At 43.0% G+C, this 18,163-nt stretch carries 13 protein-coding genes and 1 pseudogene; 8 read left to right on the top strand and 6 right to left on the bottom strand.

Going from position 1 to position 18,163, the window contains the following annotated elements; all coding sequences use genetic code 11:
* Position 1 precedes the first annotated feature (1 nt).
* Together V7L29_RS24605 and V7L29_RS24600 are read right to left on the bottom strand one after the other, a co-directional pair.
* Positions 2–2,818 (bottom strand): annotated as a pseudogene (locus tag V7L29_RS24605) (PAS domain S-box protein).
* 280 nt (positions 2,819–3,098) lie between these two features.
* Positions 3,099–4,631 (bottom strand): SagB/ThcOx family dehydrogenase, encoded by a 1,533-nt coding sequence (locus V7L29_RS24600; protein WP_334737092.1) that lies wholly within the window; start codon positions 4,629–4,631, stop codon positions 3,099–3,101.
* Between the two features lie 359 nt (positions 4,632–4,990).
* Here V7L29_RS24600 and V7L29_RS35615 point away from each other — a divergent pair, with 359 nt between their 5' ends.
* Positions 4,991–5,155, top strand: coding sequence for an addiction module protein (locus V7L29_RS35615; protein WP_334688656.1), 165 nt, complete (start codon positions 4,991–4,993; stop codon positions 5,153–5,155).
* Positions 5,156–5,223: 68 nt separating this feature from the next.
* On the opposite strand, the gene V7L29_RS24595 is transcribed toward V7L29_RS35615, so the two are convergent.
* Positions 5,224–6,072 carry a M28 family peptidase gene (locus V7L29_RS24595; RefSeq protein WP_334737091.1) on the bottom strand — a complete coding sequence of 283 codons (849 nt, stop codon included), beginning with the start codon at positions 6,070–6,072 and terminating at the stop codon, positions 5,224–5,226.
* A 318-nt stretch (positions 6,073–6,390) separates the two neighbouring features.
* On the opposite strand from V7L29_RS24595, the gene dnaK reads away from it, so the two are divergent.
* The 4 genes from dnaK (at position 6,391) to V7L29_RS24575 (ending at position 10,719) form a co-directional block, all read left to right on the top strand.
* Positions 6,391–8,472 (top strand): molecular chaperone DnaK, encoded by a 2,082-nt coding sequence (gene dnaK, locus V7L29_RS24590; RefSeq protein WP_334688658.1) that lies wholly within the window; start codon positions 6,391–6,393, stop codon positions 8,470–8,472.
* Positions 8,473–8,611: 139 nt separating this feature from the next.
* Positions 8,612–9,607, top strand: a complete 996-nt coding sequence (locus tag V7L29_RS24585; RefSeq protein WP_334737090.1) for a J domain-containing protein — start codon at positions 8,612–8,614, stop codon at positions 9,605–9,607.
* A 276-nt stretch (positions 9,608–9,883) separates the two neighbouring features.
* Positions 9,884–10,408: a J domain-containing protein gene (locus V7L29_RS24580; protein WP_334688683.1), complete on the top strand. Its 525-nt coding sequence runs from the start codon at positions 9,884–9,886 to the stop codon at positions 10,406–10,408.
* A 38-nt stretch (positions 10,409–10,446) separates the two neighbouring features.
* Positions 10,447–10,719 (top strand): DUF3143 domain-containing protein, encoded by a 273-nt coding sequence (locus tag V7L29_RS24575; protein ID WP_334688662.1) that lies wholly within the window; start codon positions 10,447–10,449, stop codon positions 10,717–10,719.
* A gap of 96 nt (positions 10,720–10,815) precedes the next feature.
* Here V7L29_RS24575 and V7L29_RS24570 read toward each other — a convergent pair whose 3' ends face one another.
* The 3 genes from V7L29_RS24570 to lysA form a co-directional block, all read right to left on the bottom strand.
* A complete protein-coding gene (locus tag V7L29_RS24570; RefSeq protein WP_334688663.1) occupies positions 10,816–11,574 on the bottom strand; it encodes an isoprenyl transferase in 759 nt (252 codons plus the stop codon).
* A complete protein-coding gene (cdaA, locus tag V7L29_RS24565) occupies positions 11,571–12,494 on the bottom strand; it encodes a diadenylate cyclase CdaA (protein ID WP_334688664.1) in 924 nt (307 codons plus the stop codon). The genes V7L29_RS24570 and cdaA overlap by 4 nt, the downstream gene beginning before the upstream one ends.
* Positions 12,495–12,602: 108 nt before the next feature.
* Positions 12,603–14,000 (bottom strand): diaminopimelate decarboxylase, encoded by a 1,398-nt coding sequence (lysA, locus tag V7L29_RS24560; protein WP_334737089.1) that lies wholly within the window; start codon positions 13,998–14,000, stop codon positions 12,603–12,605.
* A gap of 92 nt (positions 14,001–14,092) precedes the next feature.
* Between lysA and rimI the strand changes: the two genes are divergently transcribed.
* The 3 genes from rimI (at position 14,093) to V7L29_RS24545 (ending at position 18,099) form a co-directional block, all read left to right on the top strand.
* Positions 14,093–14,644: a ribosomal protein S18-alanine N-acetyltransferase gene (gene rimI, locus V7L29_RS24555; RefSeq protein ID WP_334688666.1), complete on the top strand. Its 552-nt coding sequence runs from the start codon at positions 14,093–14,095 to the stop codon at positions 14,642–14,644.
* A gap of 421 nt (positions 14,645–15,065) precedes the next feature.
* Positions 15,066–17,534 carry an ATP-dependent Clp protease ATP-binding subunit gene (locus tag V7L29_RS24550; RefSeq protein WP_334688667.1) on the top strand — a complete coding sequence of 823 codons (2,469 nt, stop codon included), beginning with the start codon at positions 15,066–15,068 and terminating at the stop codon, positions 17,532–17,534.
* Between the two features lie 358 nt (positions 17,535–17,892).
* On the top strand, positions 17,893–18,099 hold the full coding sequence (locus tag V7L29_RS24545; RefSeq protein WP_334737088.1) for a hypothetical protein: 207 nt from the start codon (positions 17,893–17,895) through the stop codon (positions 18,097–18,099).
* Positions 18,100–18,163: the final 64 nt, after the last annotated feature.

Here is an 18,163-nt window from a genome sequence, read left to right as displayed (position 1 = left end):
TTTACTGATGCAAAGTTAACTGCGTAAATTGGATTTTGAATACTGTTCCATGATTGCGTTCTAGAGTAATATCGCCTTTTAGTTATTCTGTAACCAAGTCATATACTAATGACAGACCCAAAGAATCAGTATTTGTCCAATCTAAATTATCTGGTAAACCAATCCCATTATCTTGGATAGTCATCTCGATATTATTACCAACGTTACGTAAAGCAATACTGATTGTGCCTACTTGTTGGTTGGGAAAGGCGTGCTTGAGGGCATTGGAGATTAATTCGTTGATAACTAGTCCACAAGGAATAGCTTGGTCAACATTCAAACTCACTGAATCTATATCAGTTTTTAGAGCGATTCTACCAGGCGATATTTGATAGGAAGTTAGCAAGCTTGCTGCCAAATTATGGATATAGTCAACAATATCAATTTGTCCAATATTAGCAAAAGTATATGAATTTTTATGAATTAGAGATATTGACTCAATTCTGTTCTGACTTTCTCGAAGAACTTTAATTACTTCCGGATCTTTGAGTGTTTGAGACTGGAGTTGTAATAGAGTGGAGATAATTTGGAAATTATTTTTAACTCGATGATGAACTTCCTTTAACAGAACTTCTTTTTCAAATAAGGCATTTATTAACTTAACCTGAGCTTTTTGTCTTTGAACAAGTTCAATTTGAGCTTGCTCGAAGATGCTGGATTGTTGAATTGCGATCGCCAATTGGACTGTAAGTTGATCGAGCAAATCTAATTGATTTTCTTCCCACTCGCGGAAACCAGAACATTGGTGAGCAACCAGTAAACCCCAAAGATGACAGCCAGGGTTTTTAGAGCTTACTTTTAGTAAAATGGGCACGACTAAATTTGCTTTGACTTCAAACTTTTCTAATAAGCCAATATGGCAATCAGTTAGTCCAGCTTCATAAATATTAGCGATCGCTCGTTTGTGTCCCTGATAATACTCCACTCCTGCGCCTGTTTGAAAACAAGTATCATGAATCTTTGCACCCAAAGAAACTGTCCATCCAGGTTGCACTGATTCCGCTACAATTGTGCCGATCATCTCTGAGTCAAACTGATAAACGACCACTCGATCAACCCCAAGTAAATCTCGCACTTCTTGAACTGTTGCATTCAAAATATCTTGGAGATTCAAAGATTGACGAATCCGTTGAGCAACGGCTCGCATCAATTGCTCCCGCTCGGTTTGGGCTTTTAGAGCTAGTTCAATTCGCTTACGTTCTGTGATGTCTTGCCCAATACCGATAATTTGACCATTTGAAAGGTAAACATTAGTCCAAGACGTATCCAGTAAACGACCATCGCGCACCTGAGTTTTAAAGTCACCCCAATTGTGCTGTACAGACTGAATAAAATTAATTACATCCTGTCGATATTCAGGATTAGGGTATAACGCTTCAAAGACATCATGAGTTTGGAAATCTTGAAATTTCCAACCTAGAACATTTTCCCATTCTTGGTTCACCCACTGGAGTTTGCCACTGGCATCAATAAGTGCAATCATCAACGGGATATTCTCAAAAATCATCTGCAAAAACTCATTTGGCTCTCGGACTTTTGTTTCTGGATTTTTGCAGTTATCAATATTATAAAATACTGTATTATAAAATACTGTTAAAATTGCTGATTCATTGTTATAATTTAAGGATTGCAGTGAAGCGATCGCCCAAAAATAAGTTCCATCTCCTCTTTTTAATTGAAGTTCATAATTATGAATAAAGCCATGTTGATTGAGAAGTTGCAACAATGCTTCTAAATCGGCAAAATTATAATATAAATCTAAGAAATATTTGCGATTAACTTTGGACTCTGGAGAAAAGCGAAATGTTTGAAGCAACTCTGGATTAGCATATAAAATCAACCCATCAGATACACGTGAAATAATCAATGGAACAGGAATGGCTTCAGAAATAACTCGAAATCTGGCTACACTTTCTTCAAGAGTTCTTTCTATTCGTTTGTGTTCTGTGATGTCTCGGATATTAACCAACCGAGCGTTATAAGGGCCATAGTCTATTGTATGTGTGACAACTTCAACATCAATAATCTGTCCATCTTTTCGCCGATGTCGCCATTGTCGAGCAAAGTGTAAGTTAGGGTAGTTTTGTTCTAAATATTTCAGCAAGATAGGCACATCTTCTGGAGGGCAAATGTCAGTTTTTCGCATTTGCAAGAACTCTTCTCGTGAGTAGCCGTAGTGAACAACAGCAGCTTCATTTACATCTAAAAATTGCAGATTCTTCTGGTTATATACCCACATGGGATTAGGATTTTTAGAAAAAAGGAGATTAAAACTCCTTTGGCTATCATCAATTACTTTTTGCCGATGTAACTCTAAATATCTGATTACTTGTCGAGCCAACTGTTGTAAGGCTACTTGCTCTTTAACACTCAAGTTTCGCGGTGCAAAATCAATTACACAAAGACTACCTAATGCAAAGCTGCTTGAGGTAATTAGAGGAACTCCCGCATAAAAGCGGAAATAATGATTTGATGTTACAAAGGGATTTGTAGCAAACCGTTCATCTTGCAAAGCGTCCGCGATGACTAATATTTTATTTTGCAAGATAGTATAACTACCAAAAGAAATGCTTCGAGGAACTTCCGATATAGTTAGTCCGATTTTTGACTTGAACCATTCCCGTTTTGCATCAACTAGGCTAATCAGAGCGATTGGTGTTTCACAAAGGTTAGCAGCTAGTTGAGCTAGTTCATCAAAGATTTCTTCTGGTGGCGTATCTAAAATTTGATACTGATTAAGTACTTCTAGCCGTTGGCTTTCATTTTCAGGAAATAGCATTAGTGGTTGTCTGACAAAAATTTTTCAAATCTTTAAATTTTTTATAAAGTCTTCTACGGATTCGCAACTTCATGCATAAGCTCTTTGATATTTAGGAATAAAAAACATAGGTCTGTACTCAAAGAGACTTCCCAAAGAGGTATATGTCGGTTCAATCTTCATGCGAATCTTGCAGTGTAAAGTATGTCTGATAGTTTACACTAAGCAAAGATTACTTGCACAGAGACGTAAAGGACACAGAAAGAAACTCTTTGCATTCTGTGCGCCTCTGAAATTATTTTTATCTTGAGCGTCCCAGTGTAGTGATATATAGAACTACTTCTTCAGCAGGAATACTTAAAACTTCATTTACTTGGTCATCAAAGAATCCACCGATGCCACTGACACCTACATTCAGTTGGATTGCGGCTAAATTCAGGCGTTGTCCTAAATGGCCTGCATCCATATGTAAGTAACGGTAAACGCGATCGCCATACTGGGCGATCGCAGTTCTCAAATCGGCTGTATGAAACAACACCGCTGCTGCATCCCGTCCTAATTCTTGCTTTAAACAGAGAAAATGTAACTCTCGCCGAAAGTTTTTAAACCGAATTTGGCGTAATTCTTGGGCTTTTGGCGCGTAATAGTAACAACCCGCCTCCAATCCTTGGACTCCGCAAACAACAATGAATGTTTCTATTAAATTCAAATCAAAGTAGTCTGGAGAAATATCTAAACTTTGGTCGATGTAATTTTGCGGCTGGTAAGTGAAATCGAGTAAACTTTTCAATTCATCGAAGGTTAAATCATCACCATTGTAGGCGCGGGTAGAGCGTCGCTTGTACATAGTACTTTCGAGTTCTGACAGTTTTTGTCCCCAGTCTATAGGTGCAGTGGCGGTGGGAATTTTCAAACAGAAAGGAAAGTTATATTTATCCTCTAAGGATTTTTCTTGTTTGATAGTTGGTAGATTGAGATTGCCAGTTATACCTGATTGGATCTGGGTGTGTCGATGGAAATATGTCAACAGTTCGCCATCGGGGATTTGGGGATAACTGGTTTCGGTGACAGAAGGTAAAGCAGTACATCCCAATGGCAAATTTTGATTGACATCTAATAAGTCTGCCAGAGGTAAGACAGCGATCGCACCTTCTTGTTGCGGATCGATATAAAGTAGATCGTTTACCGATTCATCTACAAAACCGCCGATTAAATGGGGGCGATAGTCAGTAATCGCACCAGCCAATTCGATATTGCCCAACAGGTGTCCCGCATCTAGAAAAATCCGGCGGTAAGCCCGATCTTGATAGCGCCATGCAGAACGATAGAAAACCGCAGTCACAATAATTGCCAGTTGGGTATTTTCTAAAGAAGGATGCCAGAAACAAGCTGCTTGGAGAGTTTGCCAAACATCACTTTCCCAATAATGCATCAGGGAATTAGTCCGACATTGGTAGTTATACAGACCCGGTGGTAATAATGACGTGCCACGGGAAACTACATAGACTTCGGCAGGGTATAGTCCGCCTGCACTGGGAGCAGCACGTAAATACACCGCACTACCCATAGAAGGCATTTTCGCTGTCAATCCATAGCTGCGAAACAGCAGCCGTGAAAGTCTTTGCCACCATTGAGCATCTGGGTTATTAGCAAATCCCTCTGGTTTTTCTTGGATATAGGGTTTGAGATCAAAAGTAGAGCCAATTTTGTACTCTTTAAAGGGCACTGGCTGTTTAGCCCAGTCTAACCCTTGATTTTTGGAGGCGAGAGTCTCAGGGTTGTATTTAGTCCGTTCGTGGTAATGCTGGGCAATTGATTGGTGTAATTCTGGCATAGTACTTTCAATATCCTTGGGGCATCCTTTTTTTTGATCTTGGCATTCATTAGCTTAATTATTTCGTGTCAATTAGTACAATCCTCAGAGTAACAAAGTGGTAATTGGTAACAACTAAATTGGGGCATTGGGGAGCCACTGCGCTGGGCGGGCAATGCCCGACTTGTCCCTTGCGCGTCTTTGACAGGAGAAGTAAGTGGCGTCATTAAGGAGGCAGGTGCTAACACCAAGCGTATTGAACTATAAACCTTTATATTGAAGATTATGTGGCGCTTCGATTCATGGCAAACCGCTGACCTTAATCAGCGCCACATTCAACACTAACTATATGCTGATTAATCGCATGAAAATCGCAGACTATGACCGAAACAATACAGAAACTTAGGCTTGAACTATCTCAGCTATCTATGCAAGAGCGTGCAGAGCTTGCTTATTTTTTGATCCACTCTTTAGATCAAGATGTTGACGATAACGCAGGATTTGCTTGGAATGTTGAGTTAACCAGAAGGATGGAAGTCCCTTAGTAGTGGAACAGATTATGGTGAACTGTCAGATAAGGTATTCACTGAACTACGAGAATTATCTTAACTTTTCACAACCGCCGAATCGCAATTTCCAACCCTTCATATACACCGCTAAGAAAATCTAAATCCAAAGTAGCGATCGCATCACTAGGTTTGTGATAATGTGGATTTCGCAAGAATGCCGTATCTGTGACCATCATTGCCGGATAACCCAAATCCCAGAAAGGTGCATGATCACTCAGTCTGGTTTGGGGAACTATTAAACCTCGATTCGGTACGGGTAGCCATTGACTAGATACGCCAGCTTTGCGAATATTACGGCTCATGCTAATTAAATCAGGCAATGTCCGCAAGTTGCCAATTAAAGCAATAAAATCTCCTTTATCTGGGTAGAAGCGTTCCAGAGGAGGAGGGTAACTTTGGGAGCCGGGTGTAGAATCCTTATAGCCCAGCATTTCTAGGGAGATCATTAAGCGTAGCTGTTGCTTTTGTTGGTGCAACAGGGCTGCATAGTCAGTACTACCCAGTAAGCCGTATTCTTCCATATCGAAAGCAACTAGCCTTAAGGGATATCTTACTGGTTCGGCAGCAAACTTTCTGGCCAATTCCAGCAACACCGCCACACCTGTGGCATTATCATCAGCTCCTAGTGTTCCCGGAACGCCATCATAATGAGCACCAATTAAAATAGGTGGCAAATCCTTTTTTTGCCCTCTCGTTTCGGATGGTAAATTTAATATCAAGTTATTACAAGCTTTACCTCTGACTTCAAAGGTGTGGATTTCCACACTTCCCCATTGGGAAAATTGCTGGCGGATGTATTCTTGGACAAAAAAATGTCCAGCCGTTGCCATGTAAGGATCGCGTTCTCGCGCTATCTCACTCAGGGAAGTTTGTAATCGCTCTGTTAAATTCAAATCTTTAAAATAGTGGCAATATTAGAGTTTTCCGACACTCAAACAAGCAGAACAAGTATTATTAAGGTGCATTTACAAACTTGCAGATACAGTGCATAGAAGTAGCTGGATCACAAGAATTGACGCTGCTTGGACACACCAATCATCGTCAATGCTATCCTAGTCTTGCAACTATCTCCTTTAGCTGCACTTCTTAGCTTACTGCCTGTAATGATGACTATTATACCATTGAGGTGTTTTTATCCTCTGGCACAAAACTAGAGGTAGTTCCGCCCAATCATAATAAATATATAAGACACTTTAGGAGAAGAGCAACGCATGGGCAAGGTAGTCGGCATCGACTTGGGTACAACCAACTCAGTAGTCGCCGTTATGGAGGGTGGCAAGCCGGTGGTGATTGCCAATGCAGAAGGAATGCGAACAACCCCCTCCGTAGTTGGCTTCAGCAAAGAAGGTGAAAGGGTGGTTGGGCAAATGGCACGGCGACAAACCGTCCTCAATCCCCAAAATACCTTTTTCGCAGTTAAACGCTTTATTGGGCGCAAATATGGTGAACTTAACCCAGATTCCAAGCGTGTACCCTACACCATCCGCAAAGACGAAGTAGGTAATATCAAAGTTGCTTGTCCTCGTCTCAATAAAGATTTCGCCCCAGAAGAAATTTCGGCAATGGTGCTGAAGAAATTGGCAGACGATGCTAGTCGCTATTTGGGTGAACCAGTCACAGGGGCAGTGATTACAGTACCCGCTTATTTTAACGATTCTCAGCGGCAGGCAACCCGCGATGCTGGCAGAATTGCCGGTTTAGAGGTGCTGCGGATTCTTAATGAACCGACTGCGGCATCTTTGGCTTATGGATTAGATCGGGGTGAAACGGAAACTATCTTAGTATTTGACTTGGGTGGTGGCACCTTTGACGTGTCGATTTTAGAAGTAGGCGATGGCATATTTGAAGTCAAGGCTACCAGTGGCGATACGCAACTTGGTGGGAACGACTTCGACAAAATAATAGTAGATTGGTTAGCACAGCAATTTCTGGAAACAGAAGAGGTAGACTTAAGACGCGATCGCCAAGCTTTGCAACGTCTGATGGAAGCGGCGGAAAAAGCCAAAATTGAGCTTTCTGCTGTCAGCGTCACCGATATTAATTTACCCTTCATCACCGCCACTGAAGATGGCCCCAAACATCTGGAAACTCGTCTAACTCGTTCCCAGTTTGAAGGCTTATGTGGTGATTTGGTGGGGCGCTTGCGGACACCAGTGAAACGGGCCCTCAAAGATGCCGGACTCTCACCTAGAGACATTGAAGAAGTTGTGCTAGTTGGCGGTTCTACACGGATGCCAATGGTGAAGCAGCTAGTACGGGACTTGATTGGTACAGAACCCAACGAGAACGTCAACCCCGATGAAGTAGTGGGAGTGGGTGCAGCAATTCAGGCAGGTATTCTCGCCGGCGAACTCAAAGATGTGCTGCTTTTGGATGTCACACCCCTGTCTTTGGGATTGGAAACCATCGGCGGCGTGATGAAAAAACTCATTCCTCGCAACACCACCATCCCAGTCCGCCGTTCTGACATTTTTTCCACGTCTGAAAATAACCAAAATACTGTGGAAATTCACGTAGTCCAGGGTGAACGAGAAATGGCAGCAAACAACAAGTCTTTAGGACGGTTCAAGCTGTATGGCATCCCACCAGCACCACGCGGTATTCCTCAAGTTCAGGTGTCATTTGATATTGATGCTAATGGTATTTTACAGGTAACAGCCTTAGATAGAACCACTGGGCGAGAACAGAGTATCACCATTCAAGGCGCTTCCACGTTGAACGAGTCGGAAGTAAATCGGATGATTCAGGACGCTCAGAAATACGCCGATGTTGACCGGGAACGTAAAGAACGGGTAGAAAAGCGGACTCGTTCTGAGGCGTTGATTATCCAAGCAGAACGACAACTCAGAGAAGTAGCGATCGAATTTGGTATGCAGTTTGCCCGCAGCCGCCGCCAAAGAATTGATAATATTTGCCGAGAACTAAAAGAGAGTCTCAAAGAAAATAGCGATCGCGGTATTGACCAAGCCTACGCCGACCTGCAAGATGCTCTATATGAGCTAAATCGGGAAGTCCGCCAGTCTTATGCTGAAGACGAAGATGACGACTTGTTTGGTACTATCCGTGACATTTTTACTGGCGGTGATAAGGAACGGGAACGCGAATCTCCCAGAGATACATATCGAGAACGCGACTTCTATGGTAAGGACTATGGCAGAGATTACGGTAAAGACTATCGCACAGAGTATAGCCGAGACAGTCGTTTTTCCTCAGATGACAGCCGTCCTCCACGCAAATCCCGTCCCAGCTACCAAGATAACTGGGATGATGAAGAAGACAATGATTGGTTGTAGTACTTTTAATAAAAGTTAGGAGTTAGGAGTGAGAAGTTAGAAGTTAAAAATTAAATCTTTCAACTCTTAACTCCTAACTTTTAACTCTTCTGTTTTAATTAATCCAAAATCTAAAATCTAAAATTTAAATCACTGAACTATGCAAAATTTGCCGAATTTTCGCGATTACTACGAGATTTTGGGAGTATCTAAAGACGCCTCTAGTGAAGAAATTAAAAAGGTTTATCGGCGGTTAGCAAGGCAATATCACCCCGATCTCAATCCGGGTAACAAAGAATCGGAGGAAAAATTTAAGGATATCGGCGAGGCTTATGAAGTCCTTTCAGACCCAGCCAAGCGATCGCAGTACGACCAGTTTAGCCGCTACTGGAAGCAAAAAGGCTTTGCGGGCAACCCTAAGACGCCAAAGGCTAAAACTTGGCAGAATAGCCAAGGCGATCGCAACGTGAATCAGGACGTAGATCCAAGCCAATTCTCTGACTTTGAAAGCTTTATTAATCAAGTTATCGGCGTCAAAAATAAGAATGGCACAAGTAATTCCAGTAATGGCAATACTAGCGATCCGTTTCGTTCCCCCAGAACAAAAGTTGCCTACACTGTTAACACTCCACCTCGCACTACTCGTCGGGATATAGAAGCCAGATTAACGCTCCCACTAGAAAAAGCTTATCAAGGTGGCAATGAACGCATTCGTTTGGAAGATGGGCGATCGCTAGAAGTTAATATGCCTTCAGGTATGGTAACAGGTCAATCCATCCGTTTGCGGAACCAAGGCGTTGGTGATGGCGACCTTTACTTAAAAATTACCGTTGAACCTCATCGATTATTTAAGCTAGAAGGTTTAAATATAGTCTGCCAAGTCCCTGTTACTCCCAGCGAGGCAGTTTTAGGAGGACAGGTAGAAGCACCAACTCTCGATGGCCCTGTAAAAATGACCATCCCTCAAGGAGTTAGGTCTGGTCAAAAATTCCGGCTAGGGAATAAAGGCTACCCCAGCGATGATGGCAAACGTGGCGATCAATTAGTGGAAATTCAAATAGTTACCCCGAAAAATATTAGTCAAGAAGAACGGGAACTGTACGAAAAGTTGCGTCAAATTGAAACCTTTAAACCCCGTGCTGATTTAATCCGTTAGAAGTAACTTTCACATCCTAGTCTTTTTAGTTTCTTAGTCAACCTGATGGTTGGCTTGGTTGCCCATACTTAATTTACCTACAAAATTATCGCTTAAGACTTAACATTGAATTAAAGGCTTACCAACCTTGCTACTTATATTTTTTTATTCGTAGAACTCCTAGTAAACTAAATTGTTTCTCTTCTTCTTCCGTCTTCTCCAATTCACAAAGGATTTAAAATATAAAAAATATCTTTGAGCAAGGTGACTCAAACAGCCGTGAATCACAAAGGGACAATGCCACAAAGCAGTGAACCAACTTATTACTCCCTGCTAGGACTGCATCCCTGGGCATCGGTAATCGACATTCGTCGTGCTTATAGGCAACTGAGCAAACGCTATCATCCTGATACTACAGACTTGCCTACTGCGATCGCCACTCTCAAATTTCAGCAAATCAACGAAGCCTACGCCACCCTTAGCCATCCAGAACGTCGGTTAAGCTACGATTTAAAAATTGGCTATTCCCGCTTTGGAGTGATTCAACCACCCCCTGATTTGAATCATCCCGTCTCACGTTCCCATGACTGGTCAAAATCAGCTTACCTGGATGCGAGCGATCGCCCCCTCTCTTCTGGCGAAATCTTTGCTTTATTTATGCTGGTGTTAACATTTGTAGGTTGTCTACTACTAGCAGTAGGCATCGGTTTAACTCGTGGTGAGGCTGCTTTCCAAACACATTTGCTACAGCCTACTTCGTCTGTACAACAGCAGATTATCCATGTGTCACAACCAATTACCCCTATGGTAATTAAAAATTAAAAAATTTCCTAATCCAAAATCCAAAATCTAAAATTCCTATGCCTCTTCTTCCCTCTGATACCCCCCTATATAATCATCCCCTGCCACAAATTGAACAGTGGCTAAAAGACCAAGGCTGTCAACAAGACGATATACAGAGGCATTGCTGGCGTGTGCAGCGCCCTAGTTGGCAAGCTGAACTATGGCTCGATGTTGAGCAAATCGTAGTTCGATATGTCAAATCTGGGGAAGATGGACAAGATATCCAACGTTCATTCAAGTATTCTCTCAGTCGGGATGATGTAGAACAAGCCGTGTTTTCTGGTCCCTGAGGCAGTTAGAAGTTAAGAATTAGGAGCAAAGCCAAAGACGCTCCGCCTTTGGTTAAGAGTTATGAGTTTTATTCCTCACTCCTCACTTTTAACTGCTCACTTGTTTGAGACTTTCCCAAACCGCCGCTCCCGTTGCTGGTACGCACACAAGGCGCGGTGAAACTCAGCCCGGTCAAAATCGGGCCAGAGAGTATCGGTGATGTAAATTTCCCCATAAGCCATTTGCCAGAGAAGGAAGTTTGAGAGGCGCATTTCTCCACTTGTGCGGATTAATAAATCTGGATCAGTAATTCCTGCTGTGTACAAGTGGCTCTCAAACACTTGTTCATTAATTTCATCGGGTTGTAGCAGACCTTGCTGAACTTGCTTGGCAATCGCCTGACAAGCTTGTAAAATCTCCTGCCGTCCGCCATAATTAGTTGCCACTGAAAACCGGATACCGCGATTATCCTTAGTTTCTGCCATTGAACGGGATATTTCTTGTTGGAGCGATCGTGGCAGGTCTAGCAAATTTCCCACAAACTTAATTTGAACATTCTCTTCCATCATTTCCCGCAGTTCTTGGCGCAAAACTCTTTGAAACAGAGTCATCAAAAAATCCACCTCTTCTTGGGGTCTTTTCCAGTTCTCCGTTGAAAAAGCATAAGCCGTCAGCGCCTGAATTCCCCAATCTTGACAACAGCGAAGTAAATCCTTGAGAGCATCTACTCCTCGCTTATGACCCATAATCCGAGGTAAACCCTGACGTTTAGCCCATCGACCATTGCCATCCATAATCACCGCTACATGCTGGGGCAATAGTTCTCGTTTTAAGTCAGTAGGCAAATCTTGCAGTTTAGTTTGTTGTGCTGTCATTTTTTATCTCGAGAAGCGGTCGATGGTAATCTGAGTAAACGTGAAACCAGTGCTAGTGTCTTCCCACCTATCTGACGAACAAAACTCAACAGACCAGGAGCAACAGCTTCCCTATCCACGGTTGGGGACAAAAGAGCCTCTAATGACTCTTTCAGCTTCCTAATCGTCAGTGGTCTATTTAGGGTTCCCCTTTCCGCTAAGGAAATAGAACCCGTTTCTTCAGATACAACAACACAAATGCAATTTTCGACCCGCTCAGTAATTCCCATTGCCGCCCGGTGGCGTGTTCCCAACTGGCGCGAGGCTGTGCGTCCCGAAAGTGGTAAAATTATACCTGATGACACGATCCGCGAACCACGAATTAATGTCGCTCCATCGTGTAACAAAGTTTTCGGCTGAAAAATTGTTTGGATCAGTTCTTTAGAAACCTCCGCATTTAGCTTTACTCCTGGCACAGAAAAATCTCGCTCATCAATTGGCCCTGTGGTTTCCAAAATTAGTAAAGCTCCGATGCGGTTTTTTGACAATTCTTTAACAGCCTCAACAATTTCATCAATTACACTATCAGACTTAGGGATTGCCAGACGGTCAGGTTGAAATAGCTGGCGGAATTCGCCACGCCCCAATTGCTCCAAAAACCGTCGAAACTCTGACTGTAGCCCAACTGCCATTGCTACAGCACAACCAATCACCAACTTTTCCAGTACAAAACTTAGCAGAGGTAGTCCTAATCTGCCACTTAGTGCTGAGGCTAACATTAAGATAATGAATCCCCGCACCATCCACAATGTCCGGCGCTCACTAATAATAACTAGTATCATGTACGTCAGCGCCAGCACTAACACAATATCCAGAGTCCCAAGCAGCAAGGACTGCGACCATCCCAGGTTTGTCAGCCATTGCTTCCACCAATCTCTCATGACATCTGGATTACACTTTTGCCTCTAATTACATTTAGTCATTAGTTATTAGTCATTAGTCATTTGTAATTAGTTCCTGGCTAATGACTAATGACCAAGGACAAATGACTATTTTTTTAGCCTTTCTGGTAGGCGATCTTGTCGAATTAAGTCTTGATAAGTTTCACGTTGCAAAATTAAATTTGCTTCGCCATTCGCCACTACGACTGCTGCCGGTCGGGGCAAGCGGTTGTAGTTAGATGCCATACTGTAATTGTACGCACCAGTTCCCATAACTACGAGAATATCCCCTGGTTCAGTCTTTGGGAGTAGTGCATTTTTAATCAGAATATCTCCTGATTCACAATGTTTACCAGCAATTGTGACTGTTTGGGTTAAGGGAGAAGACATTTTGTTGGCAACGACTGCTCGATAAACTGATTGGTAAGTAATCGGGCGGGGATTATCAGACATTCCTCCATCAATTGCCACGTAAGTACGAATTTCTGGAATGACTTTGGATGAACCAATAGTATAGGCAGTGACGCAAGCTGTAGCAATTAGCGATCGCCCTGGTTCACTAAGTAACTTCGGCAAAGGCAGATTTTCGGCTACACAAGCTTCTTGGATCACTTCACAAATCGCCTTTACCCACTCTTCAATGCTGGGAGGATCATCTGATTCTGTATACTTAATCCCTAAACCACCACCAACATTTAACTCTGTAATATTTAAACCATACTTCGCGGCATCCCGCAACCACTGCACCATGACAGCGGCCAAATCTTGATGCGGTTGGCGCTCAAAAATTTGGGAACCAATATGAGCGTGTACTCCTACGCAATTAAAGGCAGATTGTTGACTGACAAAGGTAAAAACTTTATCTAGCTCGTTGGGATCAAAGCCAAATTTGCTATCTAAGTGTCCTGTGCGGATATATTCGTGAGTGTGACACTCGATACCTGGAGTTAGCCGTAGCATGATCCGGATTGGTTGAACAGGTTGGGCTATTTCGACAAGGGTATGCAACTCATGCCAGTTATCCGCCACAATGGTGACACCAGACTTGATCGCTAAAATTAGTTCTTCATGAGATTTATTATTTCCGTGCAGGTAGATTTTCTGGGGACTAACACCCGCTTGCAAGGCGCTGTAAAGTTCGCCCCCAGAAACTACATCGATTCCCAGCCCAACAGAAGCGGCGATCACACAAACTGCTAAACAATTCCAAGCTTTTGAGGCGTACAATACTTGAGATTCACCTTTGTAGTATTGCTTGAAAGCATCTCGGTATTGCTGACAAGCCGAACGTAGAGTTTCTTCATCTAAAATATATAAAGGTGAACCAAATTGCTCAACTAGGGTTGTAACATCACACCCACCAATTTCCAAGAGGTCATGATTATGAACTCTGGCAGTCAAGGGTAAAAGTTCTTGATTAGGCGATGGGTTTGCGCTGGTGTCGTGCCTTTGAGGTAAATATTGACTTCCAGAATGTTGAACCCCAGTGGGGTGAGTCGATACCATAACTATAAAAGTTTTCCTTGTTCAAATTACGGGCTTTGAGTTCGTCTCCCGATTCCCAGTTTACAAAGGGTTTGTAACGTTATTCAATAAATGTGATTTTATTAGACTTAGAAATCAAATTACTGAAAAAAGAGCATGTAAGTGCATTGCTGGAACTGGATCAAGCCTGTTTTGGCGGTTTGTGGACAATGGAGGCTTACGGGCGTGAGTTGGACAGTCCCAACAGCGATCTGCTGGGTTTATTTTCCTCTGTCTCTAATTCGAGACTGCTGGGAATGGGTTGCTTTTGGTCAATTTTAGAGGAAGCCCACATTACAATTTTGGCGGTTGATCCCCAATATCACCGTCAAGGTTTGGGACAGGCTTTACTATATTCACTCATTAAGACAGCTTGCGATCGCAAAATGGAGCGAGCTACCCTCGAAGTGCGAGCTTCCAACTTAGGGGCTATATCTTTATATCAAAAATTTGGCTTCAAAATCGCTGGGCGGCGTCGGCGTTACTACCAAGATAACGGTGAAGACGCTCTAATTCTTTGGCTCTCAGATTTACAACACCCCCAATTTCAAGCAACTTTAGACCAGTGGTATTCCATGATCAGCGATCGCCTGGACAAATCCTCTTGGCACTTGCATTTTAAGTAGTTGGGCATTATTAATTTGGAATTATCGGACCTTGTGATCAGCTTCAGCAAAAAAATGCAACTTTGCTGCACCTAATTTGTATTGAAATAATTTATCTTCAAAATGGCTTAAATAAGAAAAAACTATGAATAAAATTTTTTGCTTGACATAAAAAAATATATATGTTATATGTAAGTGTTTAGGATTGAGTAAAGAAACTCTTAACCTAAGCAGTCAGCTATTTGTAATAAATCCCAAAAACGCTGGTGAACTAAAGCTCCTCAGTACACTAGCCAGATAAAAGTAGTCAATAGTTAACAATTAGCCCATCAACCTAAGTTATAGCTTCTGGATGTCTATAATCTGTTATACAGGCATCCAAAAGCTTTGCCTGTGCTAAAATCAGCATACCGGCACGACCGCAGGTGATGGGAAAAATGCCATGTTTGAACGCTTCACAGAAAAAGCCATTAAGGTAATCATGCTGGCCCAAGAAGAGGCCCGCCGTTTAGGTCACAACTTTGTCGGAACCGAGCAGATCCTCCTGGGTTTGATTGGCGAAGGCACTGGAGTGGCTGCCAAAGTGCTGAAATCAATGGGCGTCAATCTCAAAGATGCCCGAATCGAAGTTGAAAAAATTATAGGTCGGGGATCAGGCTTTGTTGCCGTGGAAATTCCGTTTACGCCACGGGCAAAGCGAGTTTTGGAACTCTCCTTGGAAGAAGCACGCCAACTGGGGCATAACTACATTGGCACCGAGCATCTGCTGTTGGGCCTAATCCGCGAAGGGGAAGGCGTAGCAGCCAGGGTGCTAGAAAACCTCGGTGTGGATCTATCTAAGGTAAGAACCCAAGTCATCCGCATGTTGGGAGAAACTGCCGAAGTTTCACCAGGCGGTTCATCCGGGCGCACAAAAACCCCGACTCTAGATGAATTTGGCTCAAACCTGACCCAGATGGCAATAGACAACAAGCTCGATCCGGTGGTGGGACGCGCTAAGGAAATTGAGCGGGTGATTCAGATATTGGGTCGCCGAACTAAAAATAACCCAGTGCTAATTGGGGAACCAGGGGTTGGTAAAACCGCGATCGCTGAAGGTTTAGCTTCACGCATTGCCACGAAAGATGTCCCTGACATCCTCGAAGATAAACGCGTCGTCACACTGGATATTGGTTTGCTTGTAGCAGGAACCAAATACCGGGGTGAATTTGAAGAACGCTTGAAAAAAATCATGGATGAAATCCGCTCTGCGGGTAATGTCATTCTCGTGATTGATGAGGTACACACCTTAATTGGTGCGGGTGCGGCAGAAGGTGCTATTGACGCAGCGAATATCCTCAAGCCAGCTTTGGCTAGGGGTGAGTTGCAGTGCATCGGCGCCACAACCCTAGATGAATACCGGAAGCACATCGAGCGAGATGCAGCCCTAGAGCGGCGTTTCCAACCAGTGATGGTTGGCGAACCTACAGTTGATGAAACAATTGAAATTTTATATGGTCTGCGCGAACGCTACGAGCAACACCATAAACTGAAAATCTCCGACGAAGCATTGGTAGCGGCGGCGAAGTTATCAGATCGTTACATTAGCGATCGCTACCTCCCAGATAAAGCTATCGACTTAGTTGATGAAGCTGGTTCTCGGGTGCGCTTGATTAACTCCCAGCTGCCACCCGCAGCCAAGGAGTTAGACAAAGAACTGCGTCAAATATTAAAAGAAAAAGATGACGCGGTGCGCTCTCAAGACTTTGACAAAGCTGGGGAACTGCGCGATCGCGAAATGGAAATCAAAGCCGAAATCCGGGCGATCGCTCAAAGCAAAACCAATGCAGCTGGCTCTGAACATGAAGAACCCGTAGTTACAGAAGAAGACATTGCCCACATTGTCGCTTCCTGGACTGGGGTACCGGTGAACAAACTCACCGAATCTGAATCTGAAAAGCTGCTGCACATGGAAGACACCTTGCATCAGCGTTTAATTGGTCAAGACGATGCAGTGAAAGCAGTTTCACGGGCAATTCGTCGCGCTCGTGTCGGTTTGAAAAATCCCAATCGACCGATAGCTAGCTTTGTCTTCTCTGGGCCTACTGGTGTAGGTAAAACCGAGTTGGCAAAGTCCTTGGCTGCTTACTTCTTCGGTTCCGAAGAAGCAATGATCCGCTTGGATATGTCGGAATACATGGAGCGTCACACCGTCAGCAAGCTGATTGGTTCGCCTCCAGGTTATGTTGGTTATAACGAAGGTGGTCAGCTGACCGAAGCCGTGCGGCGGCGTCCTTACACCGTAGTGTTGTTCGACGAAATCGAAAAAGCACACCCGGATGTATTCAACATGCTGCTGCAAATTTTGGAAGACGGTCGGTTAACTGATGCCAAGGGTCGCACGGTGGACTTCAAGAACACCTTGCTGATTTTAACTTCCAATATTGGTTCTAAGGTAATTGAAAAAGGCGGTAGCGGTATCGGCTTTGAATTTGCTGAAGATGTCACCGAGTCAGCTTACAACCGGATTCGCTCTTTGGTGAACGAAGAACTCAAACAGTACTTCCGTCCAGAGTTCCTCAACCGACTCGATGAAATTATCGTCTTCCGTCAGTTGAGCAAGCCTGAAGTCACCCAAATCGCCGAAATTATGCTCAAGGAAGTATTTGGTCGTCTAACAGAAAAGGGTATCACCTTAGAAGTTAGCGATCGCTTCAAGGATCGTTTGATCACTGAAGGTTACAGTCCCAGCTACGGCGCAAGGCCATTACGTCGGGCAATTATGCGCTTGTTAGAAGATAGCCTAGCAGAAGAAATTCTGTCTGGTCGCATCAAGGATGGTGATACAGCTCTTGTTGATGTAGATGAAAATGGCGTTGTGCAAGTTAGTTCTCAACAGCGCCGGGAATTGTTACCCCAAGGTGTTGAGTAAGATTTAGGGTTTGGGATTTAAGTCTCAAATAAAAAATTAGAAAACGGTAGAGTATTTATTGCTCTACCGTTTTTATTTATAGCTATTTTGCTACCCACAGATTGATTGTAAGATATAGATATTTTTTGTGAAGTCAAAATTTTTTTATTCTAACAGATATATTAAAGTTTTTTACTTTTTCTACTGTCAAAGAAGTGACAGAGAGAAATATTCAATATAATTAGGACTCAGCTTGAAAAGCTATAACTCTAAATATGAGATAGTAAAGATGAATAGGGAGCATCTCACTTTTGCAAATATAAATGTAAAAGAGGGAAGATAGTTACAAGCTTATACACGAGTAGCAAGTGCAACTACTATGACCCCTGAAGACTCCCAACGACTGGAAGCCTGCTTGCTGGAAGCAGCAAAGATTCTTTATCGGAACACTCAAGCTGAAGAACTAACAAGTTTTGAAAGTTTAGAAAAAGCAGTACGAACCAAGGTTCTAGAGCAAGTTAGTCCCAAAATTGCTTTTTTTTTATTAAACAAACTACAGGTACAGACAAAGGTAGAGCCAGAATAATCAAGAGCGTTGTCGGCAAGGTAACACTAACAGATAGGCAAGCAAAAAGATTAGGGTTAAAGCC

It is taken from the genome of Nostoc sp., from assembly GCF_036916575.1.
Taxonomy (GTDB): domain Bacteria; phylum Cyanobacteriota; class Cyanobacteriia; order Cyanobacteriales; family Nostocaceae; genus Nostoc.
Note: the sequence above shows the minus strand (reverse complement) of the source record. Positions and strands in the feature narration are given on the sequence as shown.